We start from the raw sequence: 24,531 nt of genomic DNA, 5'->3' as shown, positions 1-24,531 counted from the left end.
ACCGGCTATCTCACCTGAGCCCACAAAAGGAGCTCCCCAAGAAAAGGCCCCTAAAGGGCGCAGGTTCCTTGCCGCCCTATTTGGGCGACCACAAGAAGAGGCCAAGCCGACAGCAGCGCCTCCTGTCGTCGAGACTAGGGAACCCCTTCGCCCTGTGGAGGCGGCCCCAACGGCGAAGCCAGAGCTTCAGGGCGTGGCAGAAACCATCACGCCGACGGAGCCTGCTCCGCCGACCAAGGGGAAGGGGAAAATACTACACCAAGGCAAGGTCGACCTGATACTCCCCTCAACGGTTGATTGGAGATTGACTCAGAAACTGAAGGACGATTTAGAAAAGATGCCCACAGTGAAGGTGGAGGGAACAACCGGCAGCGCTAAAGGGGAAACTGTGTTGACGATTCTACTGGAAGAGCCGCTACCGATCATAGAGATGCTCCATGCCCTACCAGAGGTAGCAGAGATAGTGCGCTGGGAGAAGCCACGCACCGTCCTGGCTGCAGCACGAGAGGGCAGAGATACCTTTCCCTTGAGACTCACCATCGGACTGCGTGAGATCGCCAAAGAGCAGCCGATGATCACCGAAGCGCCGCCCCAAGAGCTATCATCGCCGCCCCCTCTGACACCAACCCGAGCCAAGACGGTGGAGGCACCGCCCCCGATCACGGAGATCCTGGCCGGCATCGTTGCCCAGGAGCCATCCGTGCCTGGTGAACCTCTACAGCCACCGCCATCTGTTGCGCCAGGGCCGCTGCCCGTCCTAGAAGCCGGCCTTTACCAGGGGAGGGTAGAACTGCAGGTCACCCCGCTGCAGAACATCGCTGAACTGATGAAATTCCAAACCATTCTGGCAACACTCCCAGATGTGCCCGGTTTGTCGATAAGCGACGTCCTCAGTCTGGAAAATGGTTTGGGGGCCACATTCTTCCTGAATCTGACAATGCCCATTCCTCTCGCTGCTACCCTCGTCCAGTCTATCCCAGGAATCAGGCTCCAGAAAGGCCCCAATCGCATAGTAGCCGAACTGCCGGAGCACTGGTAGGGTTGGAGACCCCAGCCGACCGGCCAAATTCATTGTATTCCTCGACCATTTCCAATATAATAACGCTGCAAAGGATCTTGGCTCTTATCCGAAACGGGGGGGGCGTTTTTCGAAGCCTGAAGGAGCGCCGTAAGTCGTGAGCACGACAGCGCCTGTGCACTCGTCGGCGCGCTGCCTATGAACACAGATAAATATCCTGATCCCGAGATCGTTGTTATCGGCTGTGCCAGCATCGATGTAAAGGGCAAAGCACTGGAAACGCTGTTGCCAGCCACATCCAACCCCGGTGAGATCAGGATCAGCGTTGGTGGAGCCGCCCGCAATATAGCGGAAAATCTTGGGCGCCTCGGCATGCGACCCATCCTCCTTACAGCCGTCGGCGGTGACGGCTTCGGTCGCCTCATCCTGCGTCAGACATCTGAGGCCGGTATCGATATCAGCGAAGTCCTCATCTGCCCCGATGCCCTCTCCGCCAAGTATCTGGCCATTATCAGTCCCGATGGAGAGCTAGAGGTTTCCATCGATGATATGGGGCTGATGAGTCAGATCACCCCTGATTACATCAAGGCCAAACATCACCTTTTCCGACAGGTGAAGATGATCGTGATGGATGCAAACCTACATCCGCGCACGGTCACTACTATCCTGGCTATCGCCAGGCGACACCATGTGCCTGCTTGTGTGAACCCTGTCTCCATCATTCTGGCCCGCAGGATAAAGAGACACCTGAAGCACTTTGCTATCGTCACACCAACATTGGCCGAAGCGGAGGTGTTGTGTGGTCATAAGATCACGGGCATGTCAGGCGTTGTGGCTGCGGCCCGTCATCTGGTGGCTGCAGGGGTAGAGTTGGCCATCATCACCCTGGCCGAGCAGGGGTTGGTCTACGCCACGATGGATAGCTATGGTCATATTCCTGCCCCCAGTTGTGAGGTGGTGGATCGCACCGGAGCGAGCGACGCCCTAACGGCCGCTGTCGTCTATGGACTGGTCAATGGCTTCGCCGTAGATGAAGCGATGCGTCTGGGGGTATCGGCCGCGGCTCTGACCCTGATGTCAAAAGAAACGGTTAGCCCAGAACTGGATCTAGAGCACCTCTACCAAACGATGCAGATTTAACGCCAACGCCGGCTTTTCTCCCGTCTCCAGACGATGAAGGTGGCTGTGGACAGGATGAGCAGCAAGAGAAGCAACACCTGTATCGCTCCGCTCAGCCAATACCCTTCTGTTCTTACTTCACCCCAGGTCCCTGGACTTGGAGTTGGCTCCCCTGGACTTGGGGTCGCCTCCCCCGCTCTCAGCGCAAGACCTTCTGGGCCAGCGCCTGCAGGTGTCAGCGGCTTCTCAACCTTTGGTGGGGGTACGGGCGCTGATTCCAGATGCTTCACCCTCGCCTCCCCCACCACCTCCGGCGTGGCCGCCGGCTTGCTCAGCGAAGGGATGGCCACCTGTCCGAGAAGAAGACCGGCCATCGCCAGGATAAGGAGAAGGGCAGCGACTGTGGCCGTAGCTCGTTGCAAAAGGAGGAGCCGAGCAGTCCTTGGTGGTGGGGCTGTGATAGCAAAGGATCGAGGGACAGTAAGCTTGGGCAGCTTATGCAAGAGATGAACCGTTTCCTGTAATGTCCGTAGCTCCTCAGCGCAGGCAGAGCAAACAACGAGGTGAGCCTGAACAAGGTCGCTCTCGTCCTGTTCTAGTTCTCCATCAAGGTAAGCGGATAATAACATCCGTACTTTTGGGCATTCCTTTTGTCTGTCCTGCATAGGCACACCCCCATATCTTAGAGACGAAAGCGCGACGGCAAAAGTTCCGAGCAGGTAAGCAGATAGTCACGCAGGTGAGCTCGCCCTCGGCTTAAGCGCGACTTCACTGTTCCCAGGGGACTGTCTGTAACCTGGGCGATCTCAGCATAATTCAAACCGTGTATGTCGGAAAGGATCAGGGCCAGGCGCTGGTCCGCTGGTAATTGGGCCAAACCGCTCTGGATGTATCCCTGTAACTCTCGGTGCAGCACGTGCTCCTCAGGGGTTGTTGAGGAATCGCCCCGCTCAGGCAGGGCATGCATCTCTTGCAGAGATTCCAATGAGGCGCTGGGACGTCTCTGGCGACGCCGTAACTGATCATAGCAGGCATTAGTGGCGATGCGTAGAACCCAGGACCGTAACGAGGCGCCTCGCAGCCTCTTGATGTTCTGAAAGGCGGAGAGAAAGGTATCTTGAGTGGCATCAGCGGCTGCCTCAGCATCGCCAAGCATGCGATAGGTCAGGTTATAAACCAGCTCTTGATAGTGAAGTGCCAGCCTATTAAAGGCGGTGAGGTCGCCACGCTGGCTAGCCTCGATCAAGTCGGCCTCATCCATTGTCAGCGCTCACTGGATCTTGCCCAGAATTCCTTGAATATGGGGTTTTACCCGAGGGATCCGCTCCTTGATCGTCCTCCAGACCAGTCCGTAATCCACGCCGAAATAAGCGTGAATGAGCCTGTCTCTCATACCCGCCATCTCATTCCAGGGCACTTGGGGGTAGTTTCGGCGTATCTCTTCAGGGATCTGCTTGGTTGCCTCACCAATGATCTCAAACTTCCTGATCACAGCACTTGCCGTCTTGTCGTCTGACTGAAAAACTTCCTGGTTCATTCCTTCGACGAACCTTTCGATGCTTTCCATAGCTTCCAGGATGTCCGTTAAATAGAGCTGGTAATCTCTCACAGCGTTGCGACCTCTTTGAACACCCGCTCGCGAAGTTCTTCCCGAACCGCGCTCTTGGAGACCACGTCTACTTTTCGCTGAAGTCGTCCCTCAAGAAAGAGCGATAACCCCACCAAGTCGAATAGGTCGGCTCCTTCCGCAAAATCCACTAAGATGTCAATGTCGCTGGTTTCGCTTTGCTCCCCGCGAACGAAAGAGCCAAACAGTCCGATTTCCTTAACCTTGTATCGTGCCTGGATTTCCGGTTTGAGCGCTCTCAGCGTTCTCAAAAGGTCTTCTTTGATGCTCATAGTTTCACCACCAAATTTGGCAGCGGCATAAACCTTCCCACAGCAGTGCGTTTTCCTGTTCTTCGCCCCCTGCCTGTCGCTCTCAATCAGGTCCAGGATGATAGAAAGATTCACCCCAAAGCCTTAGCCGTTGCCTTACTACCACGCCTACCGTTGAGCCAGACTTTACGCAACGTTAATAAATTACAACATTAGTTGACTTGCGCCTGGCCTTAATCTATACTTTGGATAGGATAGCCTCTATTCAACCGGTAATAGTGGCTTTCAAACCATTATAACATCTTTCCAGATTCTCCATTCAGGGAGGATCCAGGGTTTGGGAGGACTTCTCAAACCCTATCAACTTTACTAAGGAGGTAAGCCCACCCGAAGGTGGGCACAAGAGAGATGCCACTAGTAACGAGTAAAGAGATACTGAGAAAAGCATTTGAGGAGCACTTCGCCGTTGGGGCTTTCAACGCTAACAACATGGAGATGGTACAGGCCATCGTGGAGACAGCCAACGAGGAACGGGCGCCGGTAATCTTACAGGTGAGTCAAGGGGCTATCGCCTACGCCGGACTGGAATACGCCAGTGAGCTGGTGAAAATAGCCGCTCGTCTAGCCAGCATTCCCGTCGTCCTGCACCTCGATCACGGCACGGATTTCCTTCAGAACGTGCGCTGTCTGCGCGCCGGGTTCACCTCGCTCATGTATGACGGTTCGGCTAAACCCTTCGAGGAAAATGTGGCCATGACGAAGAAGGTCTGCGAAATAGCTCATGCCGTTGGCGTACCAGTGGAGGGGGAACTGGGTCGCATCGGTGGCACCGAAGACAAGATCACTGTCTCTGAGCTGGAGGCGACGATGACCGATCCGGAGGAGGCCAGGCGGTTTTTAGAACTGACCGCTGTCGATTCGCTGGCTGTGGCTGTGGGTAGCATCCATCGCATGTTAAGCCGCGAAGCTCATTTGGACTTCCCCCGCATCAGCGCTATCCGGGAGCGAACGAATATACCGTTGGTGCTGCATGGCGCCTCCGGCGTGCCCGATGATGGGGTGAGGGAGGCGATCGCCAGTGGCATCTGCAAGATAAATATTGCTACAGAGCTCAATAAGCGCTTCACTGGTGCCTTGCGCACCGCAGTAGATGCCAAACCCAATGAGGTTGATCCACGGAAATTCCTGAAGGAGGCTAAGGAGGCGACGAAGGAGGCCGTGCGGGAGAAGATTCGTTTGTTTGGTGCAAGTGGGAAGGCCTAGCTAGAAATCTGGAAGGGATGTACGATGAGAATTGGCGTTTTAACGGGAGGCGGAGATTGCCCTGGCTTGAACCCGGCTATCAGGGCTATAGTGAGAAAAGCCATCAGTTATGGCTACGAGGTAATTGGTATTCGTAACGGTTGGGCAGGACTCTTGGGTGAAGGCAGCGTGGAACCTCTAACCTTGTATTCGGTCTCCGGAATATTGCCGTTGGGTGGTACTATCCTGGGTACATCGCGCACTAATCCGCTGAAGAAGGAAGAAGATATTCAGACAGTCATCGGTAATCTCAAAAAGTACGGCATTGATGCTCTAATCGCCATTGGCGGTGACGATACGCTTAGGGTAGCCCATCGCTTGTACGAGTTGGGCGTGCCTGTGGTGGGTGTACCCAAGACGATGGATAACGATATTGCTGCAACCGAATACTGTATCGGGTTTAATTCCGCCGTGACCGTCGTGGCTGATGCCCTCGATAAGCTACACACAACGGCCAGCGCCCATCATCGCGTCCTGGTCGTTGAGGTTATGGGGAGGGACGCCGGCTGGGTGGCCGTTGTTGGGGGATTGGCTGGGGGAGCCGACTTCATCCTCATTCCGGAGGTACCTACCGATGTGGAGACGGTCTGTCAGCACCTGCGACACCGCCGTGAGATAGGAAAGGATTTCAGCATCATCGTGGTGTCCGAGGGGGCAACGGTCCTGGGCATAGAGACACCCACCGATCTGGGCGAATGCGATGCTTTTGGCCACGTTCGCCTGGACAAACGGTACATAGGCGAGATATTGGCCCGGGAGATCGAGCGCCACACCGGGTTTGAGACACGAGTGACGGTGCTCGGCCATCTGCAAAGGGGTGGCTCGCCAACTGTAACCGACCGCATCCAGGCCACGCGCCTCGGAGTTGCTGCTGTTGACCTGATTAAAGAGGACAAGTTCGGCTACATGCCGGCGGTGATCTGCAACGGGATCGCCCCGGTAAAGCTGGCTGATGCCGTGGCTGAGAATAAGATAGTGGACCTCCAGCTTTACGAGTTGTCTAAGCTCTTCTATTGAGGGCAGGGGGTGCACCATTCGATCTTGTCTTGAGGTTTGAAGTGTCCTCTGGAGGGACAAGGACTAGCGAGGGAAGGATAGAGTCAGAGAAAGCAGAAGGGTTAGGGCTCTTCTCATTACCGTTTGATCAATATCAGAGATACTGGATAATCACTCAAATTGTGGGGATGGTGCGGCAGCAGCTTAGAAAGGAGCGCTTAACCGTTCTTGATGTCGGCGGTTATCCAGGTTATATTTCCGCTTTCTTGCCGGATGAGGCGACGTATATTGTAGATAACGTGCCTGGTGTATCCCCCGGATACGTTGTGGCCGATGGACGATCCCTGCCCTTTTCTGATGCCAGTATCGATGTCGTCGTCTCGGCCGATACCCTGGAACATATACCTAAGACTTCCAGGACGCAATTCCTTGCTGAACTGAGTCGCGTCTCTGGGGCTTATCTAATCCTCATCGCCCCCTTCGCTGATCCCTCTGTAGAGATGGCCGAGACGATCCTCTTCGAGTTCGTCCGGCAGGTAATGAAGACCGAGCAACAGCAGCTTAAGGAACACCTCCAAAATGGGCTGCCAGAACTGGCTGATACCTGCTCCCTCCTCACTGATGCTGGGCTAAGTTACATCGCCTTCCCCTCTGGCTACCTTCACCACTGGTTGATGATGATGTTCATCAAGCACTATCTGCTCTCTATCGGTTTTGCCGAACAGATGCAAGGGCCAATTGATGAATATTACAATCGGCACTTCTCCCTTGACGACCACCGTGCCCCCTCTTATCGCCAGGTAATCGTGGCCGCTAAAGGGGCTGGTGGGTCTGTTCTGGAGAGCATAAAAGCCAGATTTTCTGCTCGGCCGGTGGACACTGCTGAGCAGAGCTTAAAGCTCCAGAGCTTTCAGATTCTGCTGAAGATGCTCGAACTCCGCCTTATCAATTTAGATGCCCAGACACAGCGCCTATTGTGGGAGAAGGATAACGCCATTGCTAATCTTCAAGCCCAGCTGGGGCAGGTTTGTCACGACAAGGATAGGCATACAGAGAATTTGGAGCATCTTCTCAGAGAGAAGGATAGCCATATAGATGAGATCGAAAACTGTCTGGCTGAGATTGAAAGCCGTCTAGCTGACGTTAGCCATGAACTGGAACGCGTCAGACAGGGAAAAATGATGCGGCTCATGCGGGCCCTCGAGGGCATTCGACCGAGGAAAGACAACAAGTAGAAGAAGGCGACCCGATCACAAGAGGCGAACCTCGCTGAGGCCGCCTTTAGTGATGGGGCACAGGAAGTTCTCCTCAAAGAACTGCCCCTGCTCTGCAAGATAGGGAAGGCAACCTTATCTGAGGACTGACTTATTGAATCGGCTTGTCTCCCCGGACCAGCTTACGAGAAGATGCTAACCCCGGGGTGGCTGACGGTAGGCTCTCTCTGTCCCTATCCCAACCGGCTCGTTCATATACACATCGCCGTTGCGAATCTTGATGTTGAAACCGCAGGTGGGATTGGTACAGACCCAGGCCTTGTAGTGAATTGGTGCCCCTTGGCTACCAAAATCGGAGAGGGGTACCAAATCACCCGTCTGACACTTTTGACATTTAGGAAAAGCTCGTTCCATCCCCATTACCTCCCCAGCCCGAAGGCGCACTGAAGCAAACCTACATACTCACCAATTACGTTATGACTATACACTAAATAGTAACTTGAAGCAAGCGAGAGTTCAGGAGAGGTCACCCCATCCCCCCTGCCCCCCTTCTCCCGTCCGGGAAGGACGGGAGAAGGGGGTATAGGCCAGGGCAGAGCCTACAACAAATAGAAGGAGCTAGTCTTTACGTACGGCGAGATAGACGGTGGTGCTAGGGGCGACGATGGTACCTCCCTCGGGTGTCTGGCTAAGAACGTGCCCGATGGGCACTTTTTGTAGTACACTCTCGGGGAGCGCGTCGTGTCCCTGGTAGTTAGCGTAGGTGTTCTTGAGCCTGGCAGCCTCGATACGGCGCCGGGCTTCTGCCTCTGGCAAGCCCACAACCGAGGGTACCACCACCTTAGCTGGTGCTGGCTCGGTCACGGCAGTTGGTGAAGGAGGCGTACGACTCTCCGGTGTAGGTGCCGCCGGCCAGACGCCTGGCCAGGAGGCACAGGTGAGGATGGGCCGCTGCACCGTCTGCACCTCAGGCAAGCCATCGTCTCTTCGGGTAGTGGTAACATCCAGAATCCATCCCCCAGGGGAGCCATCAAGCCCCTTATGAGGTTCGGTGCCCTTGATGAACCACTCCGTCACCATTGGTGAATTCCAGGCCGTATCAGTTCGACCAAGTGCACAGGACTGGGCCTGCACCAGTCCTTCTGGCTTAGGAAAGGGAGTGGGAGGCTTATTCAGGTAGGTAAGGGCATCCTCCATAAAGTTGTGCCAGATGTAGCCGGCGCCGGCGACGCCATAGACGTCCTTCATCGGCTCATTGTTAGCGTTGCCTACCCAAACCCCAGCCACCAGATCAGGCGTATAGCCGATCGTCCAGCCATCGCGATAATCATCAGTGGTGCCCGTCTTGGCTGCGGCGGGCCTGGAAAGGGATAAAAAGCTATGTCTGCCATAGGTGCCCTGTCGAGCCTCATCATCAGAGAGGATGCTGTTGATGAGAAAAGCCTGCTGGGGGGTGATCAGCTGTTTGCCTTCGCCAGGCTTGTATTCATACAGCACTTTACCATCGGCATCAGTGACCTTGAGTATGGCCACTGGCTCATATTCTCGCATCCCGGGCTGCCTCTCCGGCAATGGTACCGCTGCCCCAACCTGTCGACCATTGTTCGCAAAAGGGGCATAGGCAAAGGTCAGATCGGTCAACTTCACCTCCCCACCACCAAGGGTGACGGATAGCCCATAGCGGTTGGGGTCGGTCAAACTGGTGATTCCCATCTTGTGCGCTGTGTCCAGGAGGGCCGGAATACCGATGTATTTCAGCGTCAAGAGGGCGGGTATGTTGAGTGAAGCGGCCAGAGCACGACGAACCGTTACTGGCCCGTGCCATTTCCAATCGTGATTATGAGGGCGATAGATTCGTTGCCGAGAATCGCCAGGGAACTCAATCGGCTGATCCATAATTACAGTGGCCGCAGTCAAGCCTCGCTCGAAGGCGGTGACATAAGTGAACGGTTTAAGGGTCGAGCCTGGTTGACGTTCAGCGATAGCCATATTGACCTGTCCATCAATACTTGGATCGTAGTAATCAACGCTGCCCAACATCACCAGAATCTCGCCTGTTTTGGGATCGATGGCCACTAAAGCAGCGTTGTTGGCATTACGGTTCTTGATCTTGGCGATGTGCTCACGCGCTGCCTTTTCGGCGATGGCCAGAAGGTTAGAGTCAATGCTGGTTTGGACTTGCAGCCCTCCATAGTACAACTTCTCCGGTCCGAAGCGCCTTTCCAGGAGATTCCGGACGTACATCATGAAGTGTGGTGCTCTCAGGTCGAAACCCTGTCTGGCGAAGGTGAGGCGTTCATTTTTCGCCTTCTCTGCCTGCTCAGCAGTAATATAGCCCTGTTTCACCATGCGTTCCAGAACCTCCGCCTGACGTTGCTTAGCGGCCTTATAGTTCAGCAGAGGATTGTATTCGCTGGGCGCTTGCGGCAGTCCAGCCAGCATGGACACCTCACCCAAGGTTAAGTCCCGGGCATGTTTCCCAAAGTAGGACCAGGCGGCCGCTTCTATGCCATAGGAGAGGTTCCCATAATAGATTTCGTTCAAATACATCTCCAGAATGTGGTCCTTAGAGTAGCGTTGTGAGAGCTGGTAAGCCAGGATCGCTTCTTTGATCTTGCGGCTTAACGTCTGTTGATACCTCTCCTCAGATGTAAAGAAGACATTACGCACCAGTTGCATGGTGATAGTGCTGGCTCCACTTACGACCTGTCGCCCGGTATAGTTCTGCCAGGCAGCGCGCAGGATAGCCAGCGGATCGACTCCCGGATTTTCATAGAAATGGGCATCCTCGGTGGCGATAGTGGCGTCAATTATCGTTTGAGGCATCTCGCTCAGGGGAACTACCGTTCGGCGGCCAGCTTGAGGGTCCCAAAGCTCGTAAAGCAGCTGACCATTACGATCATAAATCTTCGTCGTCTTGAAGACTTGGCGTTTCTCCAGTTTCTCTAAGGAGGGCAAATCCTTAATATAGAGGTCATAAGCTGCTGCGGCAGCGACACCCAAGGTAAAGACAGCCAGGAGCGGTAAGATGAGAGTGGCTGCCAGGAGGAGTTTCCACGTTCGTCCAGCCGTAGAACCACGATGGTGCAGTCGTCGGTATCTGTTGTAGAGGGAGGCCACCCTTTGCCCATACCGCCCCGCTGTTTTGGTCCGGTTGTGTTTATTCCCTGGAATATTGTTCCTGTGATCCATGGTCTGCCCGTTCAGCCTCCTATCCTGTTGGCCTCTCCCCTAGAGTCACTTTGAAGGTGCGCCTATCTCCATCCCGCACGACAGTCACCTGGACCGTCTCACCAGGCTTATGTTTGCGCACCGCCTTGAGAAGGGTGACATCGTCCTTGACCTCCTGGTCATCTATGGTCACGATAATATCACCCGGCCGGATGCCTGCCTCACTGGCGGGGGTATTCTGCCCCACGCGTAGGACGATCGCCCCTCTACTCACAGGGAGACTGGCCCGTGCGGCCAGGGCTGGTGTAACTGCCCGAAAGTCGATTCCCATATAAGAGTAAATTATCTTCCCCAAGGCGATCAGCTCCTGGACGATCGGTTTAGCCGAATTAATGGCGATGGCAAACCCAATACCCCCACCAGGAGCGGCAGCTATGGCCGTATTGATGCCTACCACCTGAGCGCGCATGTTCACTAGTGGTCCTCCACTGTTGCCCGGGTTAATCGCTGCATCAGTCTGGATAAGGTCGTAGAGGACACCTCCCCTATCCGGTCGGATACTGCGACCAAGGGCACTGACTACCCCAGAGGTGACCGTGGGACCACCGGACAAGGCCAGGGCATTCCCGATGGCTACTAGCGGCTCTCCAATGCGGAGGGCAGCGGAGTCGCCCAGCTCCACAGTTGGCAAATCGGTGCCGTTGATTTTCACCACGGCTAAATCCGACAGCGGATCCGTGCCTATGATCCTACCATCAAAAGAGCGCTCATCGGGCAGGGTTATCTTCAAGCGCTCCGCTCCCTCCACCACGTGGTTATTTGTGATGATGTGTCCCTCCTTGTCTATAATCACGCCCGAGCCTGTGCCGGCCTCGATGGGAACCGGACGGAAGAAATCACCGTAGGAGATTTGTTGCGTAGTGATATTCACTACCGCGGGGCGCACCCTCTCTACCACCTGGACAAGGGTTAAGGATTCTGCTGGAGTCAGCTGGTCCACCGTAGTAGGGGTGGGCACGGTCGACGGCGGAAGCGAGGTGCTTCTGCTAGCGATGGCTGTGCGAGTGGCCGGTGCGCCTCTGCCAAGGATGCTCTCCGAACAACCGAGGGAGATTAAGGAAAACAGAAGGAAAACAATAAGGGAATAGCCAATTCGACCGATAGCTGTCCTCATGGTCAGATTTCCTCCCGAGGCGTTTGGTCCACCATCCAGTTGATAGCTTCGCCAAATCATGTGGCATCATTATAGCATAATGGACTTGACGACCTCCCCCTGAAGCATTATAACTATGGTGGCTGGTATGAAACCAGCCTGGATCCTAAAATAGTTTGATTCGTTGATCGTGAAGATCACCAAGGCTCGGTCTGAAGATCGAAGCGAGGTGATCTTTTGCTATCAGGAGGTGATGGCTATGTGTGAAGCTACCGCCTTTGTTGCTACCGATGGGCGGGAAAAGAAGATCATGGAGAACGTCATCCTGCTTCAGCCGGAAGATGATCGCCTGCTTCTGGCTGATCTGCTGGGAGAGCAGAAGTTGGTGCAGGCGAGGGTGAGGAGCATTGATTTCCTGAAACATAGAATTGTCCTCGAGGAGATGGAGGGCAAGTCGCCGACAGGCGCCTGAAGTAGGCCGCATAGGCTAATCGAATATCCTTTGAAGGGACCACGAAGGTCGCAAGGGCTGGTCTGAAGTCTGGCCGTCACCTTCGTGGTCTTTGTTTGAAGAAAAAAGCGAGGAGGTTTAACAAATGCATATCCCAGATGGATTTCTGAATCTGACCACGGCCGCAAGCACTTATGTCGTCTCGGCCGGCGCCATCGGTTACAGCGTCAGGGAGACGCATAAGAAGATAGGCGAAAGACAGGTGCCCTTAATGGGGATGATGGGGGCATTTATCTTTGCCGCCCAGATGCTTAATTTTCCAGTCATCGGCGGCACCTCAGGACATCTCATCGGTGGGGCCCTGGCTGCCATTCTCTTGGGTCCTTGGTCGGCTGTATTGGTGATAACTGCTGTCCTGGCCGTGCAGTGCTTTCTCTTCCAGGATGGTGGGGTCACAGCCCTGGGGGCTAACGTTCTCAATATGGGCGTCATCGCCAGCTTCGTTGGCTACTATCTCTATAATGGGCTCACAGCGCTTCTGGGAGGGAGTAAATCTGTCCGATTGGTTGGTGGTTTCCTGGGTGCCTGGGCCTCGGTGTTTCTGGCCGCTGTAGCCTGCGCTCTAGAGCTGGTCGTCTCGGACATCTCACCGCTTGTGGTCGTCTTGCCAGCGATGGCCGGTATTCATGCCCTCATTGGCATCGGCGAAGGCTTGATTACGGCGGCGGTGCTCAGCTTCGTGCTGGCCACAAGGAAAGATCTACTAGCGTTAGAAAGGATCTGATTTGGAGGTTCAGATGAAATTGAAATGGTGGCATTACGGTCTGCTTCTGGCCATACTGGTATCCCTCTTTTCGCCTCTCGCCTCCTCCTGGCCGGATGGACTGGAGCGAGTGGCCGAGGAGATAGGATTCGGCGGAGCAACTCGCGCGCCGCTTTTCCAGCTAATCCCCGCTTATGCCTTCCCCGGCGTCGCTAACCCGGCCATAGCGACGATCCTGGCCGGCCTACTGGGGACGATCATCCTCTTTGTCCTTACCTACGCCCTGGGCCTCCTGTTGCGCCGCAGGGAAGTGGATTGAGCGGCCAAGGGGATGGGTTGAGGGTTGCGGTGAACCAGCCGAGTGCTCACGACGAACGAGATTGTTTCATTTATAGCCTTGATCCCCGCACCAAGATTGTGGCCGTACTGCTTTTCGTCCTTTTCGTCGTAGCTACCCCGCCCACCTTGTGGGGGATCTTTCTCTTGTATTTCGTCCTGATCGCTGCGCTGATCCTCCTGGCCAGGTTGTCGTTTCCTTATATCTTGAGCAGATCGCTAGTGGTTGAGCCCTTCGTCCTGATGTCCGCCATCTACATCCCTTTCTTCAAGGCGGGAGAGGTGGCCGCCTCCCTTGACGTTGGACCCTGGCAGATAGCGGTTACTTACAGCGGATTAGCTATTCTGGGAAATGTTCTGATCAAGGCCTGGCTCTCCAGCTTGGGCATGCTCATTTTATCCAGCACGACCGACTTCTCTCGTCTGCTCAAGGGCTTAGAACAATTGAGGTTACCTCTGGTAATAGTGATGGTGCTTTCTTTCATGTATCGTTACATTTTCGTTCTAATGGACGAGGCGCAGCGCCTGCGACAGGCCAGGGAGAGTCGTAGCTTCGGGAAGCGGCCCTGGGACTGGGAGGTAAGGACGATAGGAAACATGATCGGCACCCTGTTTATGCGCAGCTATGAGCGGGGCGAGAGGGTCTACCAGGCGATGCTGGCGCGGGGCTACGAAGGGCGGCATCGGCCCTTGCGTATCTTGCGATTTGAACGAGTAGATTTATATTTCATGCTTGGCTTCGTCCTCTGTCTGGCGCTTATCGCCCTTTGGGGTTATAGAGGAGTGTAATCTTGGATAGAGTTGTAGAGGTAGAGAACCTTTCCTTTTGTTATGCGGATGGACATTGGGCCCTACACGATGTCAACCTGACCATGACACGCGGGGAAACGGTGGCCCTGATTGGACCCAATGGGGCAGGCAAATCTACCCTGCTGCTGCATCTCAATGGAATCCTCAAGGGGAAAGGAATGGTGAAGATATTCGGCTTGCCGGTTGAAGAGAGGCATCTGAAAAGGATCAGGGGCCAGGTGGGCCTGGTCTTTCAAAATCCGGACGATCAGCTCTTCTCCCCGACGGTCTTCGACGATGTGGCCTTTGGTCCGCTCAACATGGGGTTAGCTGCGGGGGAAGTACAGCAGCTGGTAGTCCAGGCCCTGGATCAGGTAGGGATGAGCGGTTGCAAGGCACGCTCACCACATCACCTCAGCATAGGAGAGAAGAAACGGGTGGCCATCGCCACTGTTCTCTCTATGTGTCCGCAGCTGTTAGTGATCGATGAACCAACCAGCAGCCTGGATCCCCGGGGACGGTGGACTATAATTGAACTGTTAAGCAACCTTCCGCTGACCAGGGTCATCGCCACACACGATCTGGATATGGTACGAACTGTATGCGCCCGCACGATCGTCTTGGATGGGGGGCGAGTAATGGCCGATGGTCCGACCGACCTGATCCTGGCGGATGTCCCCCTGCTACAGCGTCACGGCCTGCTCCATCCTGATAGATTCCCTCTTTATGCCACAGTCGAACGTGCTGCTAGAGCTGCTCCGCCCTCATTCTCGACAGTCTTTGGAGGTCCTCCTCTGAGAGGTAATCTTTAAGGCTTATCTCCTGCTCACCAGGGATATAGGTTTGAGTGAAGCGATCCTCGAGGGTTCCTAAGGGCACTGTGGCATCTATGCCCATCACATCGCTCACCCCCTCCATACTGGAGGGCTCTAGATAGGATCCACGAAAGGCGGGGGCGATGAGGACATCCTTCGTAGCCTGCACGCGGGTGGCCACGGCCCACTCCACCTTCTCTGGGTTAAAGATATCGATATCTTTGTCTACCACGATGGCTAGCTTTATCTCACGACTGGCTGCCCAAGCGGCAAGGATAGCCGAATGTCCCTCTGGCTCAAGGCGCTTGTCGATGGAAATCACGGCGTGCCAGCGACAGCCCCCTCCGGGTGTAAGATATACTGCCTGGACTGTAGGGACAGAGTGTTGCACATGGAGGTAAAGGGTCACTTCAAGACCCAGACCAATGAGGGTGATATGTTCACGACTCATTACTGGTCGGTGCATGGCCGCCTCCTAAGGCAGGATGACTTGAAAGATAGGACTCTCGCGATGAGTTATAGCTGTAACCTCAACCACCGGTCGCTGGCTGACTCCGCCGTAATACTTGCCCAGCTCACCGAAAGGACCCTCAGCAGTTCGTATGCCCGGCAGCACTCGTCCCTCAAGAACGATCTCCGCTTCGGCGGGAACCTCTAGATCGATGGTATCACAGCGAACCAGTTCCAGCGGTGCCCCCCTCAGGGCACCAGCCAGCTCGAATTTATCCATTTTGAAGCGCCGAAAGGAGACTTGCGAAGCCAGCATGGTTAAGGGGTCCAATCCAATGGCTACGGCTATCTCCAACGGGCGACCCTTAGCTTCCAAATGAGCGTACTGTTCCAGCAAGTGCTCACTACTGGTGTAAAGGTTGAAGCGATTATGCCCAACGATTTGGGAACGAAGGATGGCCGTATAGTGCTTGCCTGTCTCTGCGTCACGCCAGATATACATGCCCGCGGTGATGAAAGGTGCGGGGTCCTTTTCGTGCCAGGTTGGCACAGGCAAGAGGCGAAGCAAGTCTATGTATCCTGTTAGCCGACGCTCCTTCACCGGGCCAGTCGATTCGATGCGGTACGGCAGGGGCTTTTGTAAGGACTCTATTATCTTATGGACGATGCCCGCGTTGTCCGTATGCAGCAGCTCGGCGAAGCGACTTCTGCTTCCGTTAAGCCCAGCTACAACCGGCATGGAATAGCCCTTCACATGGTGAAAGAGAACCGGGTAGGAGCCAAAATCTAGTGCCTGGATAATGTTGGCAATCTCGAACTTTGGATCAACCGTCCGCTCTATCTCCAGGAGTTGCCCCGTTTCGCGGAGGTGTTGGACATAACTACGCATGGAATGCGCTGCCACCGGCGGCGGAGGTGCTGCTGGAAGCCCTTCCCGCATCTCGCGCTTGTAAGGCAGGGCGATGGGGGGAGGGGCTAGTCCTCGAATTTCATCCTGATCTCCTCGCTTCGGTATAAGTGGCATCGCTACTCCTCTAAGGTAATTGGGCCAGGGGGCGGATAGGGCAAGCGGTCCCCCCCTTGTACCTTCAGGATAGTGCAGATCTGCCAAAAGCGCGGGGGCAGGAGATGCAGATTGCAATAGTTCTCCATCACCAGGATGTTTTTTGGGAAAGCCTGCAGGAGAGTGTGATGGGCTAGAAAGGTGAAATCTTGGGGATGATCCAGGTTGATCGTATCTGTGCCCACAGCCCGCACCCGACGGCTACGTAACAACTCAGCCCCCTTTTTATCGAGGCCAGGATAATGATTACAGTAGAAATACCTGTTATCCCAATATTTGGGCATCCCCGTATAAAAGAGGACGATGTCATCCTCCTTGATCCTCTCCCCCGTTTTCTGCTCCCAGCGAAGTATATCGTCCACACTATAATACTCGTCGGGCTTGCAATGAGAAACATCAACCACCACCGTTTCCCCAATGAGGACGTCTGGCCTCACATGCTCCAGGGAGACCCCCTGAGGATTGAAATGGATTGGTGCATCCATATGGGTACCGGTATGTTCGCCAATGAACCAAGCGTTAGAAGCGTAGCCCGTGGGTCGACCCTGCGCATCGCGAAAGTCGGCATAGGTAGTCCACTGGCGTCTGATGGTCACTCTGGGATAGAGCGCAAAGACGGGCATCTCCTCCGTAATCGTTTGGGACAGGTCGATGTAACGCATGCTTTGCCTCCCTCCGGTACGGCAACATACAAATCCATTATATCACTGGGTCAAGCACCTGAAATGTATTTACGTCTATGAGGCCTTTATCCGTGATCTTCCACTTCGGGCTGGTGGAGAGTGAGAGAAATGATAGGTGCATAAGTGGGGCATGAAGCGGGCAATCAAGATCCTCACGCACGAGGCGGTGCATCTCAGCTATCTTTTGGGACACTTCCTCTCCGGATAGCTCGTCGGTTATTAGCCCGGCGATGGGCAACGGGAGCTCAGCCAGGACCTGCCCTCCACTGACGATGGCTATCCCCCCTCTTATCCTGATCACAGCATTGACAGCCACGACCATATCTTCATAGTTAGTGCCAGTGACGATGATATTGTGGGCATCGTGTGAGACGCTTTCGGCGATGGCCCCCCGCTTCAAGCCGAAGCCATGGAGGAAACCCTTTCCTATGTGGCCACCGCGCCCGTGCCTCTCCACTACAGCGATGGCCTGGACGTCTTTCTCCACAGCAGGCGGGACATGGCCATCGACCACGCCGAGTTCGACCTCACAGGTAGCGGTGATATTCTGGTTGGGAATCAGTTGGATACAGCGTACTCTGACTGCGGAGCCACTCGCGGTGATGGCCAATTCGTCCAGAGAGATGGGCTCTCTCTTCACCGTGTTCTTAGTATGTTCGGGGTAGCGATAAAGGAAGATACATTCAATCATCTTCCCCTCCCTAGCCACTAACTTTCCTCTCAGATAGACGTCCTCCACTTTCATCTCATAGAGGTCGCTGAGGACGACCATGTCGGCCAGTTTCCAAGAGGCGAGTGAGCCAAGGTCTTGGAAACCAAAACGCTCGGCGGGGTTGATGGTGGCCATTTGAATGGCCTTGATCGGCTCAATCCCTGCGGCAATCGTTCGCCGAATGATGTCGTTCATATGGCCGAAACGGATGAGGTCCTCGGCGACCATATCGTCGCTGGCTAGGATAGCCCGACGGGTATCCAGTCCCTCCTCCTTTATGGCCCTTAAGCATTCGGCCATATTACGCTCCGTCGAACCCTCACGCATATAGAGATACATCCCCTGGTGCAGCTTTTCCAGGGCTTCGGCCTTGCTTGTGGTCTCATGGCAAGATGTATCTCCCCCGCTGGCGATAATGTGGGCAGCTAATTCTCGGCCGTATAGCTCGGGGGCGTTGCCTTCGACTATCTTGCCCTGATAACGCGCCTGGGCCGTCGCTTTCACCAGGTCCTTCAGCACCTCCGGCCTACTGGTGTAGACGTTGGCCACATTGCTGAACCCCTGTATCTCACCGATCCCCAGGATGTGAGGCAAGGCAAGCAATTCATCCATGTCCCTGGAAGTGATCTCCGCACCTGGGGTCTCTAGGTGGGGGGTATCCGGGGTGAGGGCGGGGACAACGAAGTAGACGTGATTAGGCACGTGGGCCGCTTCAGCCACCATAGCCTTTATTCCTTCAAGGCCCAACACATTTCCAATCTCGTGGGGATCGGCTACTAAGACGGTTGTTCCCGTGGGAATGGAGAGGCGCGAGAACTCCGCTATAGTGAGCATACTACTTTCGAAGTGCATATGAGAGTCGATGAAACCTGGAGAGATGAACCTGCCAGTCACATCTACCACCTGCGTCTTTTCATTGACCAGATCAGAAGCATCCCCAATTTTAAGAATGCGATCCCCCTTTACGGCCACGTCAGCGTGATAAACGTCACCGCTAAGCACATTGACAACTCGTCCCCCTCTGAGAACGAGGTCGGCCGCCTTTTGCCCCAGTAGGGCATCGATCATCTCCAGCTGTTGCCCAGCTGCGTTAGGGACACCTTGCATCTATCATTCGTCCCTTCCCTACAGGCGGTAAGATCGGTTGTTTAATCCCAAGTGAGAGGTGTTTCCAATAGCGCGGCAGGTGGCCGTGGTAGGGTTGGCTCCTTCTCAACTTCGATGTGGTCAACGATCCCTACAATGACCGCATCCGTAGGGGCCTCCTTGCCTTTCAAAGCGAAGCGAGACATGCTCCCAATGGTCAGGATCACCGTCTCACCCACCCCAGCCCCCACCGTATCCACGGCCACCTGTGTACGGTCCTGAGGGCGTCCGGCGGAATCAAGCAACTGAACAACCTGGAGCTTTGTCCCCTCTAAGTTAGGATCCTTTCGTGTGGCCACAGCTGTACCAATCACCTTACCAAGTAACATATGTCCGACTCCTTCCTCACAATGGCCCAAGCAGGCCACGCTACCTTTGCCCAGCCTCCTCCCCTTATCCCCAGCACCGCATTATTTGGGCTGGGGGGACAGAAATTATCCCCATCGGCTAACCCGTACACTAGCCAGTGGTATAGAGCTCCTTGGGCAGGACCCGTGGCGGACGCCGTTCTGGTCCGGTGGTGTCTGGACTTCTCACCACCTTGCGCAGCTCTACATCTGGCTTAGGGATGACGCGAGCACTGAGTACATGTCCTACTCGCTCGGCAGCTGTTTTCCCGGCGGCTATGGCAGCTTCGATCGAGGCTACATCCCCCTCGATCTTCACTGTGACCAATCCAATCGGGCCGATGATATATTCATAACCTATAATAGAGCCCTTAGCCGCTTTCAGCGCCGCGTCGACGGCCGCTATTGCTCCGGCCAGGCCCTCCATCTCTATTAGTCCAAGGGCCTTCTCCATCATTCCCCATCCCTAAATGCTCCACCGGGTCGGCCGAGTGTCGTTTTCTTCGAGCGTGAGAGCCTACGGCGTCGGCGCTTGAGGCAAAATGGATTCTACCTCACTGTGCGGCCTGGGGATGACATGAGCCGAAATCAGCTCACCCACACGTTGGGCAGCTACAGCTCCAGCCTCAGTCGCTGCTTTCACCGAGGCCACGTCGCCACGTATCATTATGGTGACCAAGCCCGCTCCAATTTTTACTTGACCCAGGATACGTACGTTGGCGGCCTTAGCCATGGCATCAGCGGCCTCGATGGAGGGGACCAAACCACGCGTTTCGATCATTCCCAGAGCTTCGTCTGCCATTTCTGTTCCTCCTTAAGAAGTTCGCTATTTAGGATAGCTTTGCCCTTTTTCGTTCGCTACTGCTGCCTAGAATGGTTCTGTAGCACAGCTGATCTTTATCGCCTTGCTCGGGGGGTAAGCAGGTCTGCTTGACCCTCCCCAATCTCCTCCGGCAGGTCCAAAAGGTGGTTCTCTAATATCTGGCTACGCTTGAAGCCCTCCAGTTTGAGGAAGTACTCGAGGGAGTTGATCAACGCCTCCTGCGGGACTACTCCGACGATCTCGCTGCCAATCACCGGCACGCTGTAGCGTTCCGCCTCCATCTTGACCACCTCGAAGACACGATAGAGGGGGGTGGCCACATAGTCGAACATATTCATTGACACCCCCACTTGATTCCGCGCCTCATACCTTAGTCCGATCGCCCGCACCGTACTAAAGCCACCGCTGGGGCCACGCACGATCCGAGCGATCTTTTTGGCTATGGACAGGTCACTTGTCCCTAAAATAACATTGAAGGCAACTAAGGGCAGGGTGCTAGCACTCACGATCACCGCTCCCGCTGTGGGGTGCAGCCTATCGCCTAAATCGGGGAGGCGCCTCCCCTGAGCGACGTCCTGTTTAAGGCCATTATAATTGCCCTGCCGAATATTTTCCAGACGTCTGCGTTCCTCCGTGCGGGCATTAGCGCCGGAGAAGTAGACAGGAACATGTAGCTTCTCATAGATCTCTCGCCCGATCACCCCCGCCAGTTGCACGCACTCCTCGAGGGTGATGTTCTTGAAGGGAAAGATAGGGATAGTATCCTGAGCCCCGATGCAAGGGTGAGCCCCATTATGCTCCTGCATATTGATTAACGAGATCGATCTCGCCGTCATATTGAACAGGGCCTGCTTCAGCGGTTCAGGTTGGCCGAGAACAGTGACAACAGCCCGATTCATATCAGGATCCCACGAATAATCGATCAATTTCACGCCGGGCACCCCTCGGAAGCAGTCCACGATCTGCTCCACAACCTCCGCGCGTTTACCCTCACTGAAATTGGGCACTGCTTGCACTAGTTTAGTCACGTCGTTCTACTCCTGTAAGGATATCACTTGATTCAGACTGTAGCCACCGGAGCACATCCCCCAGAGACATTACCTTACCCAAAATGTAGGAGATGTTCCGCAGAGCCGCTTCATGTTGCTCTCTGCTCGTGCCGGCGACACACTCTCTGGGAACGATGACTTTATATCCCAGTTGTTGGGCATCCTGGGCCGTAGCCCGGACACACACATCTGTAGCGGCCCCAGCGATGATCAAGGTATCCACCCCTAAGCCCTTAAGAAGGATATCCAGGTCAGTGGCAAAGAAGCCGCTGTACCTCCGCTTGACGATGATGAAATCTTTCTTTTGAGGGGCTAAGGCAGCGACGATCTCCACCCCCGACGTGCCTTCCAGGCAATGCTCTGGTTCCTCGCCATCCAATTCTAGCCCAAAGTCCACCTTCTCCTTGCGATGCATCTCCTGGGTATAGATCACCGGAATGCCCCTCGCTCTGGCCGCGGCTAACAGTTTTTGGATATAAGGAATCGCCTCTCGTCCACCAGGGCATTCAATGGGCGCGCCCTCGTCGATAAAGTCACGCTGCATATCGATCACAAGAACGGCCATCTTGTTCATCAGCAACAGTCCTACCCCCTCGATCCCCCTCTCCTACAAGGCTAGAAGCGGGGGGGATTCTTCAGAAGACACCCACCTGACCATAGCAGAGGGACTTCGCCCCTCTACACACTCCTCCTCAGGCCACCCCAAATCCCCTCAATCTCAGCCATAGCCCTGATAGCAGCAAGGCCATGATCAGGATCAGTACGATGTAATCACGAAGGGCAAACTGGATGTCCCTGTACAAGGTTCTGCATCCTGCCCGACTGAAGCGAAACGTTTCTAGAGCCATATTCATGTCGTAGCCAAGCCGGATGGCCCTTACGAAGCTGGGGACAGTCACACCCACATTCTTCTTAATCCTCTCTATGAGATTCCCTTTATCTAACTCCTGACCACGTGCCTTTTGAGCGTCCCTCACCATAAGGAATTCGGCGGCTAGGATGGGCGCCAGCTGGAAGGTTAGAGATAAGAGGAATGCGGCCCGGTAAGGAAGGCCGATCTTCCTGATGGCTATGAAAATATCGCTGAAATCGGTGGTCATTAGTAAGGTGAGACATACCGTTATCAAGATAAGCACCCTGATGACCATAGCTACGGCGTACTTCATTTTGAACGAAGAAATGGTGATTACACCCCAGAGACTGATCAGGGGCTCAGCCTCCCCACCCATTTTGGCATGTCCGCCGCTGCCCAGGAGGAGCCAGAGAAGAAAGGTCATGATGAACAAGGGCGCGAGCCCTCGCAGCCAGTCCAATATCTTGTCGCCGATCTTCGCCGACCACCAGACGACAGGGAGCACCAGAAACAGGAGCCCCAAGGAAAGGGGAGTGGAAAAAAGCAAGGCCAATATCGAGATGACCAGTGTGCCCAATAACTTCAATCGCGGGTCCAGGCGGTGAATGAAAGATTGTCGTTCGATATAGCCAGCTAATCTCATGACAACGCTGCCTCCACGTTATTAACGAACTCCTCCACAGTGAGTACGCCGGCGCATCCCCCCTCCAGCGCCAGAGCCGTTACCAGGGGGAGCCTCAAGGAAGTGTCGACGAACAGATTCGGATTGGCGAATATCTCCCTCGTTTCACCGTCAGCCAGGATTCTACCCTGTTGAAGGATCACTACCCGTGTACTACACTTCGCAACGAAGTTCATATCGTGCGAAATAAGAATGATCGTCTTACCAGACCGATGGAGCTTTCTGATCAGGTCGATAAGCACACGCCTGTTCCGCTCATCAAGCCCCTCCACAGGCTCATCGAGGATCAGAATGTTAGGTTCCGTCACCAACGCTGAGGCGATGGCAATGCGCTGTTTTTGTCCCATAGATAGGGAGAAGGGTGATTCGTCGGCCAAGGAGGTAAGGTCAAACAACTCCAGGATACGCTGCGCTTTTTCTCCTGCCTGGACATCTCCCTGGATCTTCAGCCCATAAGCTACCTCATCAAGGAGGGTAGCCTCAAACAATTGGCGATCCGGGTTCTGGAACACATACCCGACCTGGCGGGCCAATTCGGCCGTACTCGCTTTAGCCACATCCTGTCCCATCACCTGTACAGTGCCCCTTCCAGGCTTCAGCAGGCCGATGATGTGCTTAGCCAAGGTGGTCTTCCCTGAACCATTCTGCCCAACCAGGGCTACGACCTCGCCAGGGAATACATCCAGGTTAATATCTCTCAGGGCTGGAAAATGGTCGTAAGAAAACGATAGATTTCTAAGTGAGATGATTGGCTTACCAGTCCCGGGGGGCGATTTCCCTAATTTATGGTGGGCAATCTCCGCACTACCACATCTCAACCTCTCCAGGATGCTGGCTTCAGCCAAAGTTTCCTTGGCCTCATCGTAGGTTAGAAAAAGACCGTTCAGGTTATAGCCCTTGGCTCTCAGTTTCAGATACAGGTCGGCCAATTGGGGCATAGCCACCCCGGTCTCCTCGACTGTAGCTGGATCGGAAAAGACTCTGGAGGGGGAACCTATCTGAACCAGCTGCCCATCCTTCATAAGGCACACCTTATTGGCTACTGTGGCTACCCAATCAGACTCACGGTCGATCAAAATGACTGTCTTGCCCATCTTCTTGTTCAGGTCCAGGATTATGTCACGAATGCGTTGTTTCCCCACTGGATCCAAAGGAGAGGTTGGGTCATCCAGAATTATGACCTCAGGCCCCATAGCCAAAACGGCGGCGATAGCGCAGGCCTGTTTTTCTCCACCAGATAATTCGCTAGTATGCTTACGCATGAGGTGCTCGATCCTGAGAAGAACGGCCAACTCCTTGAGTTTAGCGACCATCTGTTCCCTGGGCATGCCCATATTCTCCATGCCGAAGGCGATCGTCTCCTCCACACGCAGTCCAAACAACTGGGCATCAGCGTCTTGGAACACATAGCCGACCAAGTCGACTAATTGGGCGATGCTGCTCTCGATCATCCGCAGGCCAGCCACGGTTACCTCTCCATTAAAGTGGCCACCCAATAGATGTGGAATGATGCCTACAGCGCATTGGGCCAGACTGCTTTTGCCACTGCCGCTCTCGCCCAGGATGGCCACAAAATCACCCTCCTCTATCGTCAGATCCACACCCTGTAAAGCAGCCCTCGTCGAGCGTGGATACGTATAGCCGACATTGTGAAATTCAATTATGTTTGACATCTTTGTTCAATAGCCTCCGGTTGAGGTGGTAGTCCATTCCCCTAG

Annotated in this window: 26 protein-coding genes and 1 pseudogene; 10 read left to right on the top strand and 17 right to left on the bottom strand. The window is 54.8% G+C overall.

Annotation, left to right across the window (positions count from 1 at the left end):
- Together M1136_07845 and M1136_07840 are read left to right on the top strand one after the other, a co-directional pair.
- Window positions 1-1,039 (top strand): hypothetical protein (locus tag M1136_07845; protein MCL5075547.1); only part of this gene is annotated, 1,039 nt, incomplete at its 5' end.
- 177 nt (window positions 1,040-1,216) lie between these two features.
- Window positions 1,217-2,158 (top strand): carbohydrate kinase family protein, encoded by a 942-nt coding sequence (locus M1136_07840; protein ID MCL5075546.1) that lies wholly within the window; start codon window positions 1,217-1,219, stop codon window positions 2,156-2,158.
- Here the strand turns inward: M1136_07840 and M1136_07835 are convergent.
- Genes M1136_07835 through M1136_07820 form a run of 4 tightly spaced genes read right to left on the bottom strand, consistent with a single transcriptional unit; the run spans window position 2,155 to window position 4,036 of the window.
- Window positions 2,155-2,802 carry a zf-HC2 domain-containing protein gene (locus M1136_07835; protein MCL5075545.1) on the bottom strand — a complete coding sequence of 216 codons (648 nt, stop codon included), beginning with the start codon at window positions 2,800-2,802 and terminating at the stop codon, window positions 2,155-2,157. The genes M1136_07840 and M1136_07835 overlap by 4 nt on opposite strands.
- Before the next feature lie 17 nt (window positions 2,803-2,819).
- Window positions 2,820-3,398: a sigma-70 family RNA polymerase sigma factor gene (locus M1136_07830; GenBank protein ID MCL5075544.1), complete on the bottom strand. Its 579-nt coding sequence runs from the start codon at window positions 3,396-3,398 to the stop codon at window positions 2,820-2,822.
- Between the two features lie 9 nt (window positions 3,399-3,407).
- Window positions 3,408-3,746, bottom strand: coding sequence for a DUF86 domain-containing protein (locus M1136_07825; GenBank protein MCL5075543.1), 339 nt, complete (start codon window positions 3,744-3,746; stop codon window positions 3,408-3,410).
- Window positions 3,743-4,036, bottom strand: a complete 294-nt coding sequence (locus M1136_07820) for a nucleotidyltransferase family protein (protein MCL5075542.1) — start codon at window positions 4,034-4,036, stop codon at window positions 3,743-3,745. The genes M1136_07825 and M1136_07820 overlap by 4 nt, the downstream gene beginning before the upstream one ends.
- 387 nt (window positions 4,037-4,423) lie before the next feature.
- Here M1136_07820 and fba point away from each other — a divergent pair, with 387 nt between their 5' ends.
- The 3 genes from fba (at window position 4,424) to M1136_07805 (ending at window position 7,548) form a co-directional block, all read left to right on the top strand.
- Window positions 4,424-5,278 (top strand): class II fructose-1,6-bisphosphate aldolase, encoded by an 855-nt coding sequence (gene fba, locus M1136_07815; GenBank protein ID MCL5075541.1) that lies wholly within the window; start codon window positions 4,424-4,426, stop codon window positions 5,276-5,278.
- A gap of 24 nt (window positions 5,279-5,302) precedes the next feature.
- Window positions 5,303-6,334 (top strand): 6-phosphofructokinase, encoded by a 1,032-nt coding sequence (locus tag M1136_07810; protein MCL5075540.1) that lies wholly within the window; start codon window positions 5,303-5,305, stop codon window positions 6,332-6,334.
- Window positions 6,335-6,501: 167 nt separating this feature from the next.
- Window positions 6,502-7,548: a class I SAM-dependent methyltransferase gene (locus M1136_07805; GenBank protein ID MCL5075539.1), complete on the top strand. Its 1,047-nt coding sequence runs from the start codon at window positions 6,502-6,504 to the stop codon at window positions 7,546-7,548.
- Between the two features lie 174 nt (window positions 7,549-7,722).
- Here M1136_07805 and M1136_07800 read toward each other — a convergent pair whose 3' ends face one another.
- The 3 genes from M1136_07800 to M1136_07790 all read right to left on the bottom strand — a co-directional run bounded on the left by M1136_07800 (window position 7,723) and on the right by M1136_07790 (window position 11,872).
- Window positions 7,723-7,941, bottom strand: a complete 219-nt coding sequence (locus M1136_07800) for a hypothetical protein (GenBank protein ID MCL5075538.1) — start codon at window positions 7,939-7,941, stop codon at window positions 7,723-7,725.
- A gap of 204 nt (window positions 7,942-8,145) precedes the next feature.
- Window positions 8,146-10,719 (bottom strand): PBP1A family penicillin-binding protein, encoded by a 2,574-nt coding sequence (locus M1136_07795; protein MCL5075537.1) that lies wholly within the window; start codon window positions 10,717-10,719, stop codon window positions 8,146-8,148.
- Between the two features lie 19 nt (window positions 10,720-10,738).
- The gene (locus tag M1136_07790; protein MCL5075536.1) at window positions 10,739-11,872 is read right to left on the bottom strand and encodes a trypsin-like peptidase domain-containing protein; all 1,134 of its coding nucleotides are present in this window, start codon (window positions 11,870-11,872) and stop codon (window positions 10,739-10,741) included.
- 238 nt (window positions 11,873-12,110) lie between these two features.
- Between M1136_07790 and M1136_07785 the strand changes: the two genes are divergently transcribed.
- The 5 genes from M1136_07785 (at window position 12,111) to M1136_07765 (ending at window position 15,002) form a co-directional block, all read left to right on the top strand.
- A complete protein-coding gene (locus M1136_07785) occupies window positions 12,111-12,323 on the top strand; it encodes a CooT family nickel-binding protein (protein MCL5075535.1) in 213 nt (70 codons plus the stop codon).
- Window positions 12,324-12,447: 124 nt separating this feature from the next.
- Window positions 12,448-13,086, top strand: coding sequence for an energy-coupling factor ABC transporter permease (locus M1136_07780; protein MCL5075534.1), 639 nt, complete (start codon window positions 12,448-12,450; stop codon window positions 13,084-13,086).
- A gap of 13 nt (window positions 13,087-13,099) precedes the next feature.
- Entirely contained in the window at window positions 13,100-13,384 is a 285-nt protein-coding gene (locus M1136_07775; GenBank protein ID MCL5075533.1) for a PDGLE domain-containing protein, read from the top strand.
- Between the two features lie 29 nt (window positions 13,385-13,413).
- The gene (cbiQ, locus tag M1136_07770; GenBank protein ID MCL5075532.1) at window positions 13,414-14,190 is read left to right on the top strand and encodes a cobalt ECF transporter T component CbiQ; all 777 of its coding nucleotides are present in this window, start codon (window positions 13,414-13,416) and stop codon (window positions 14,188-14,190) included.
- Window positions 14,191-14,192: 2 nt separating this feature from the next.
- Window positions 14,193-15,002, top strand: coding sequence for an ATP-binding cassette domain-containing protein (locus M1136_07765; GenBank protein ID MCL5075531.1), 810 nt, complete (start codon window positions 14,193-14,195; stop codon window positions 15,000-15,002).
- Here the strand turns inward: M1136_07765 and M1136_07760 are convergent.
- The 10 genes and pseudogenes from M1136_07760 to M1136_07715 all read right to left on the bottom strand — a co-directional run bounded on the left by M1136_07760 (window position 14,938) and on the right by M1136_07715 (window position 24,486).
- Window positions 14,938-16,344: pseudogene (locus tag M1136_07760) on the bottom strand (UbiD family decarboxylase). The gene M1136_07765 and the pseudogene M1136_07760 overlap by 65 nt on opposite strands.
- A gap of 137 nt (window positions 16,345-16,481) precedes the next feature.
- Complete coding sequence (locus M1136_07755) at window positions 16,482-17,180, bottom strand: cyclase family protein (protein ID MCL5075530.1); 699 nt, start codon at window positions 17,178-17,180, stop codon at window positions 16,482-16,484.
- Between the two features lie 37 nt (window positions 17,181-17,217).
- Window positions 17,218-19,020 carry an adenine deaminase gene (gene ade, locus M1136_07750; GenBank protein MCL5075529.1) on the bottom strand — a complete coding sequence of 601 codons (1,803 nt, stop codon included), beginning with the start codon at window positions 19,018-19,020 and terminating at the stop codon, window positions 17,218-17,220.
- Window positions 19,021-19,061: 41 nt separating this feature from the next.
- Complete coding sequence (locus M1136_07745; GenBank protein MCL5075528.1) at window positions 19,062-19,388, bottom strand: EutN/CcmL family microcompartment protein; 327 nt, start codon at window positions 19,386-19,388, stop codon at window positions 19,062-19,064.
- 130 nt (window positions 19,389-19,518) lie between these two features.
- Complete coding sequence (locus M1136_07740) at window positions 19,519-19,863, bottom strand: BMC domain-containing protein (GenBank protein ID MCL5075527.1); 345 nt, start codon at window positions 19,861-19,863, stop codon at window positions 19,519-19,521.
- A 60-nt stretch (window positions 19,864-19,923) separates the two neighbouring features.
- Complete coding sequence (locus tag M1136_07735; GenBank protein MCL5075526.1) at window positions 19,924-20,208, bottom strand: BMC domain-containing protein; 285 nt, start codon at window positions 20,206-20,208, stop codon at window positions 19,924-19,926.
- 95 nt (window positions 20,209-20,303) lie between these two features.
- Window positions 20,304-21,257, bottom strand: a complete 954-nt coding sequence (ftcD, locus tag M1136_07730) for a glutamate formimidoyltransferase (GenBank protein ID MCL5075525.1) — start codon at window positions 21,255-21,257, stop codon at window positions 20,304-20,306.
- Window positions 21,250-21,852, bottom strand: coding sequence for a cysteine hydrolase (locus M1136_07725; GenBank protein MCL5075524.1), 603 nt, complete (start codon window positions 21,850-21,852; stop codon window positions 21,250-21,252). Before M1136_07725 ends, ftcD begins: the two co-directional genes overlap by 8 nt.
- A 118-nt stretch (window positions 21,853-21,970) precedes the next feature.
- Entirely contained in the window at window positions 21,971-22,774 is an 804-nt protein-coding gene (locus M1136_07720; GenBank protein ID MCL5075523.1) for an energy-coupling factor transporter transmembrane protein EcfT, read from the bottom strand.
- Window positions 22,771-24,486 (bottom strand): energy-coupling factor transporter ATPase, encoded by a 1,716-nt coding sequence (locus M1136_07715; GenBank protein ID MCL5075522.1) that lies wholly within the window; start codon window positions 24,484-24,486, stop codon window positions 22,771-22,773. Before M1136_07715 ends, M1136_07720 begins: the two co-directional genes overlap by 4 nt.
- Window positions 24,487-24,531 lie beyond the last annotated feature (45 nt).

This window comes from Chloroflexota bacterium (assembly GCA_023475225.1).
Taxonomy (GTDB): Bacteria; Chloroflexota; UBA6077; order FW602-bin22; family JAMCVK01; genus JAMCVK01.
This window is presented reverse-complemented; position numbering and strand designations above follow the sequence as displayed.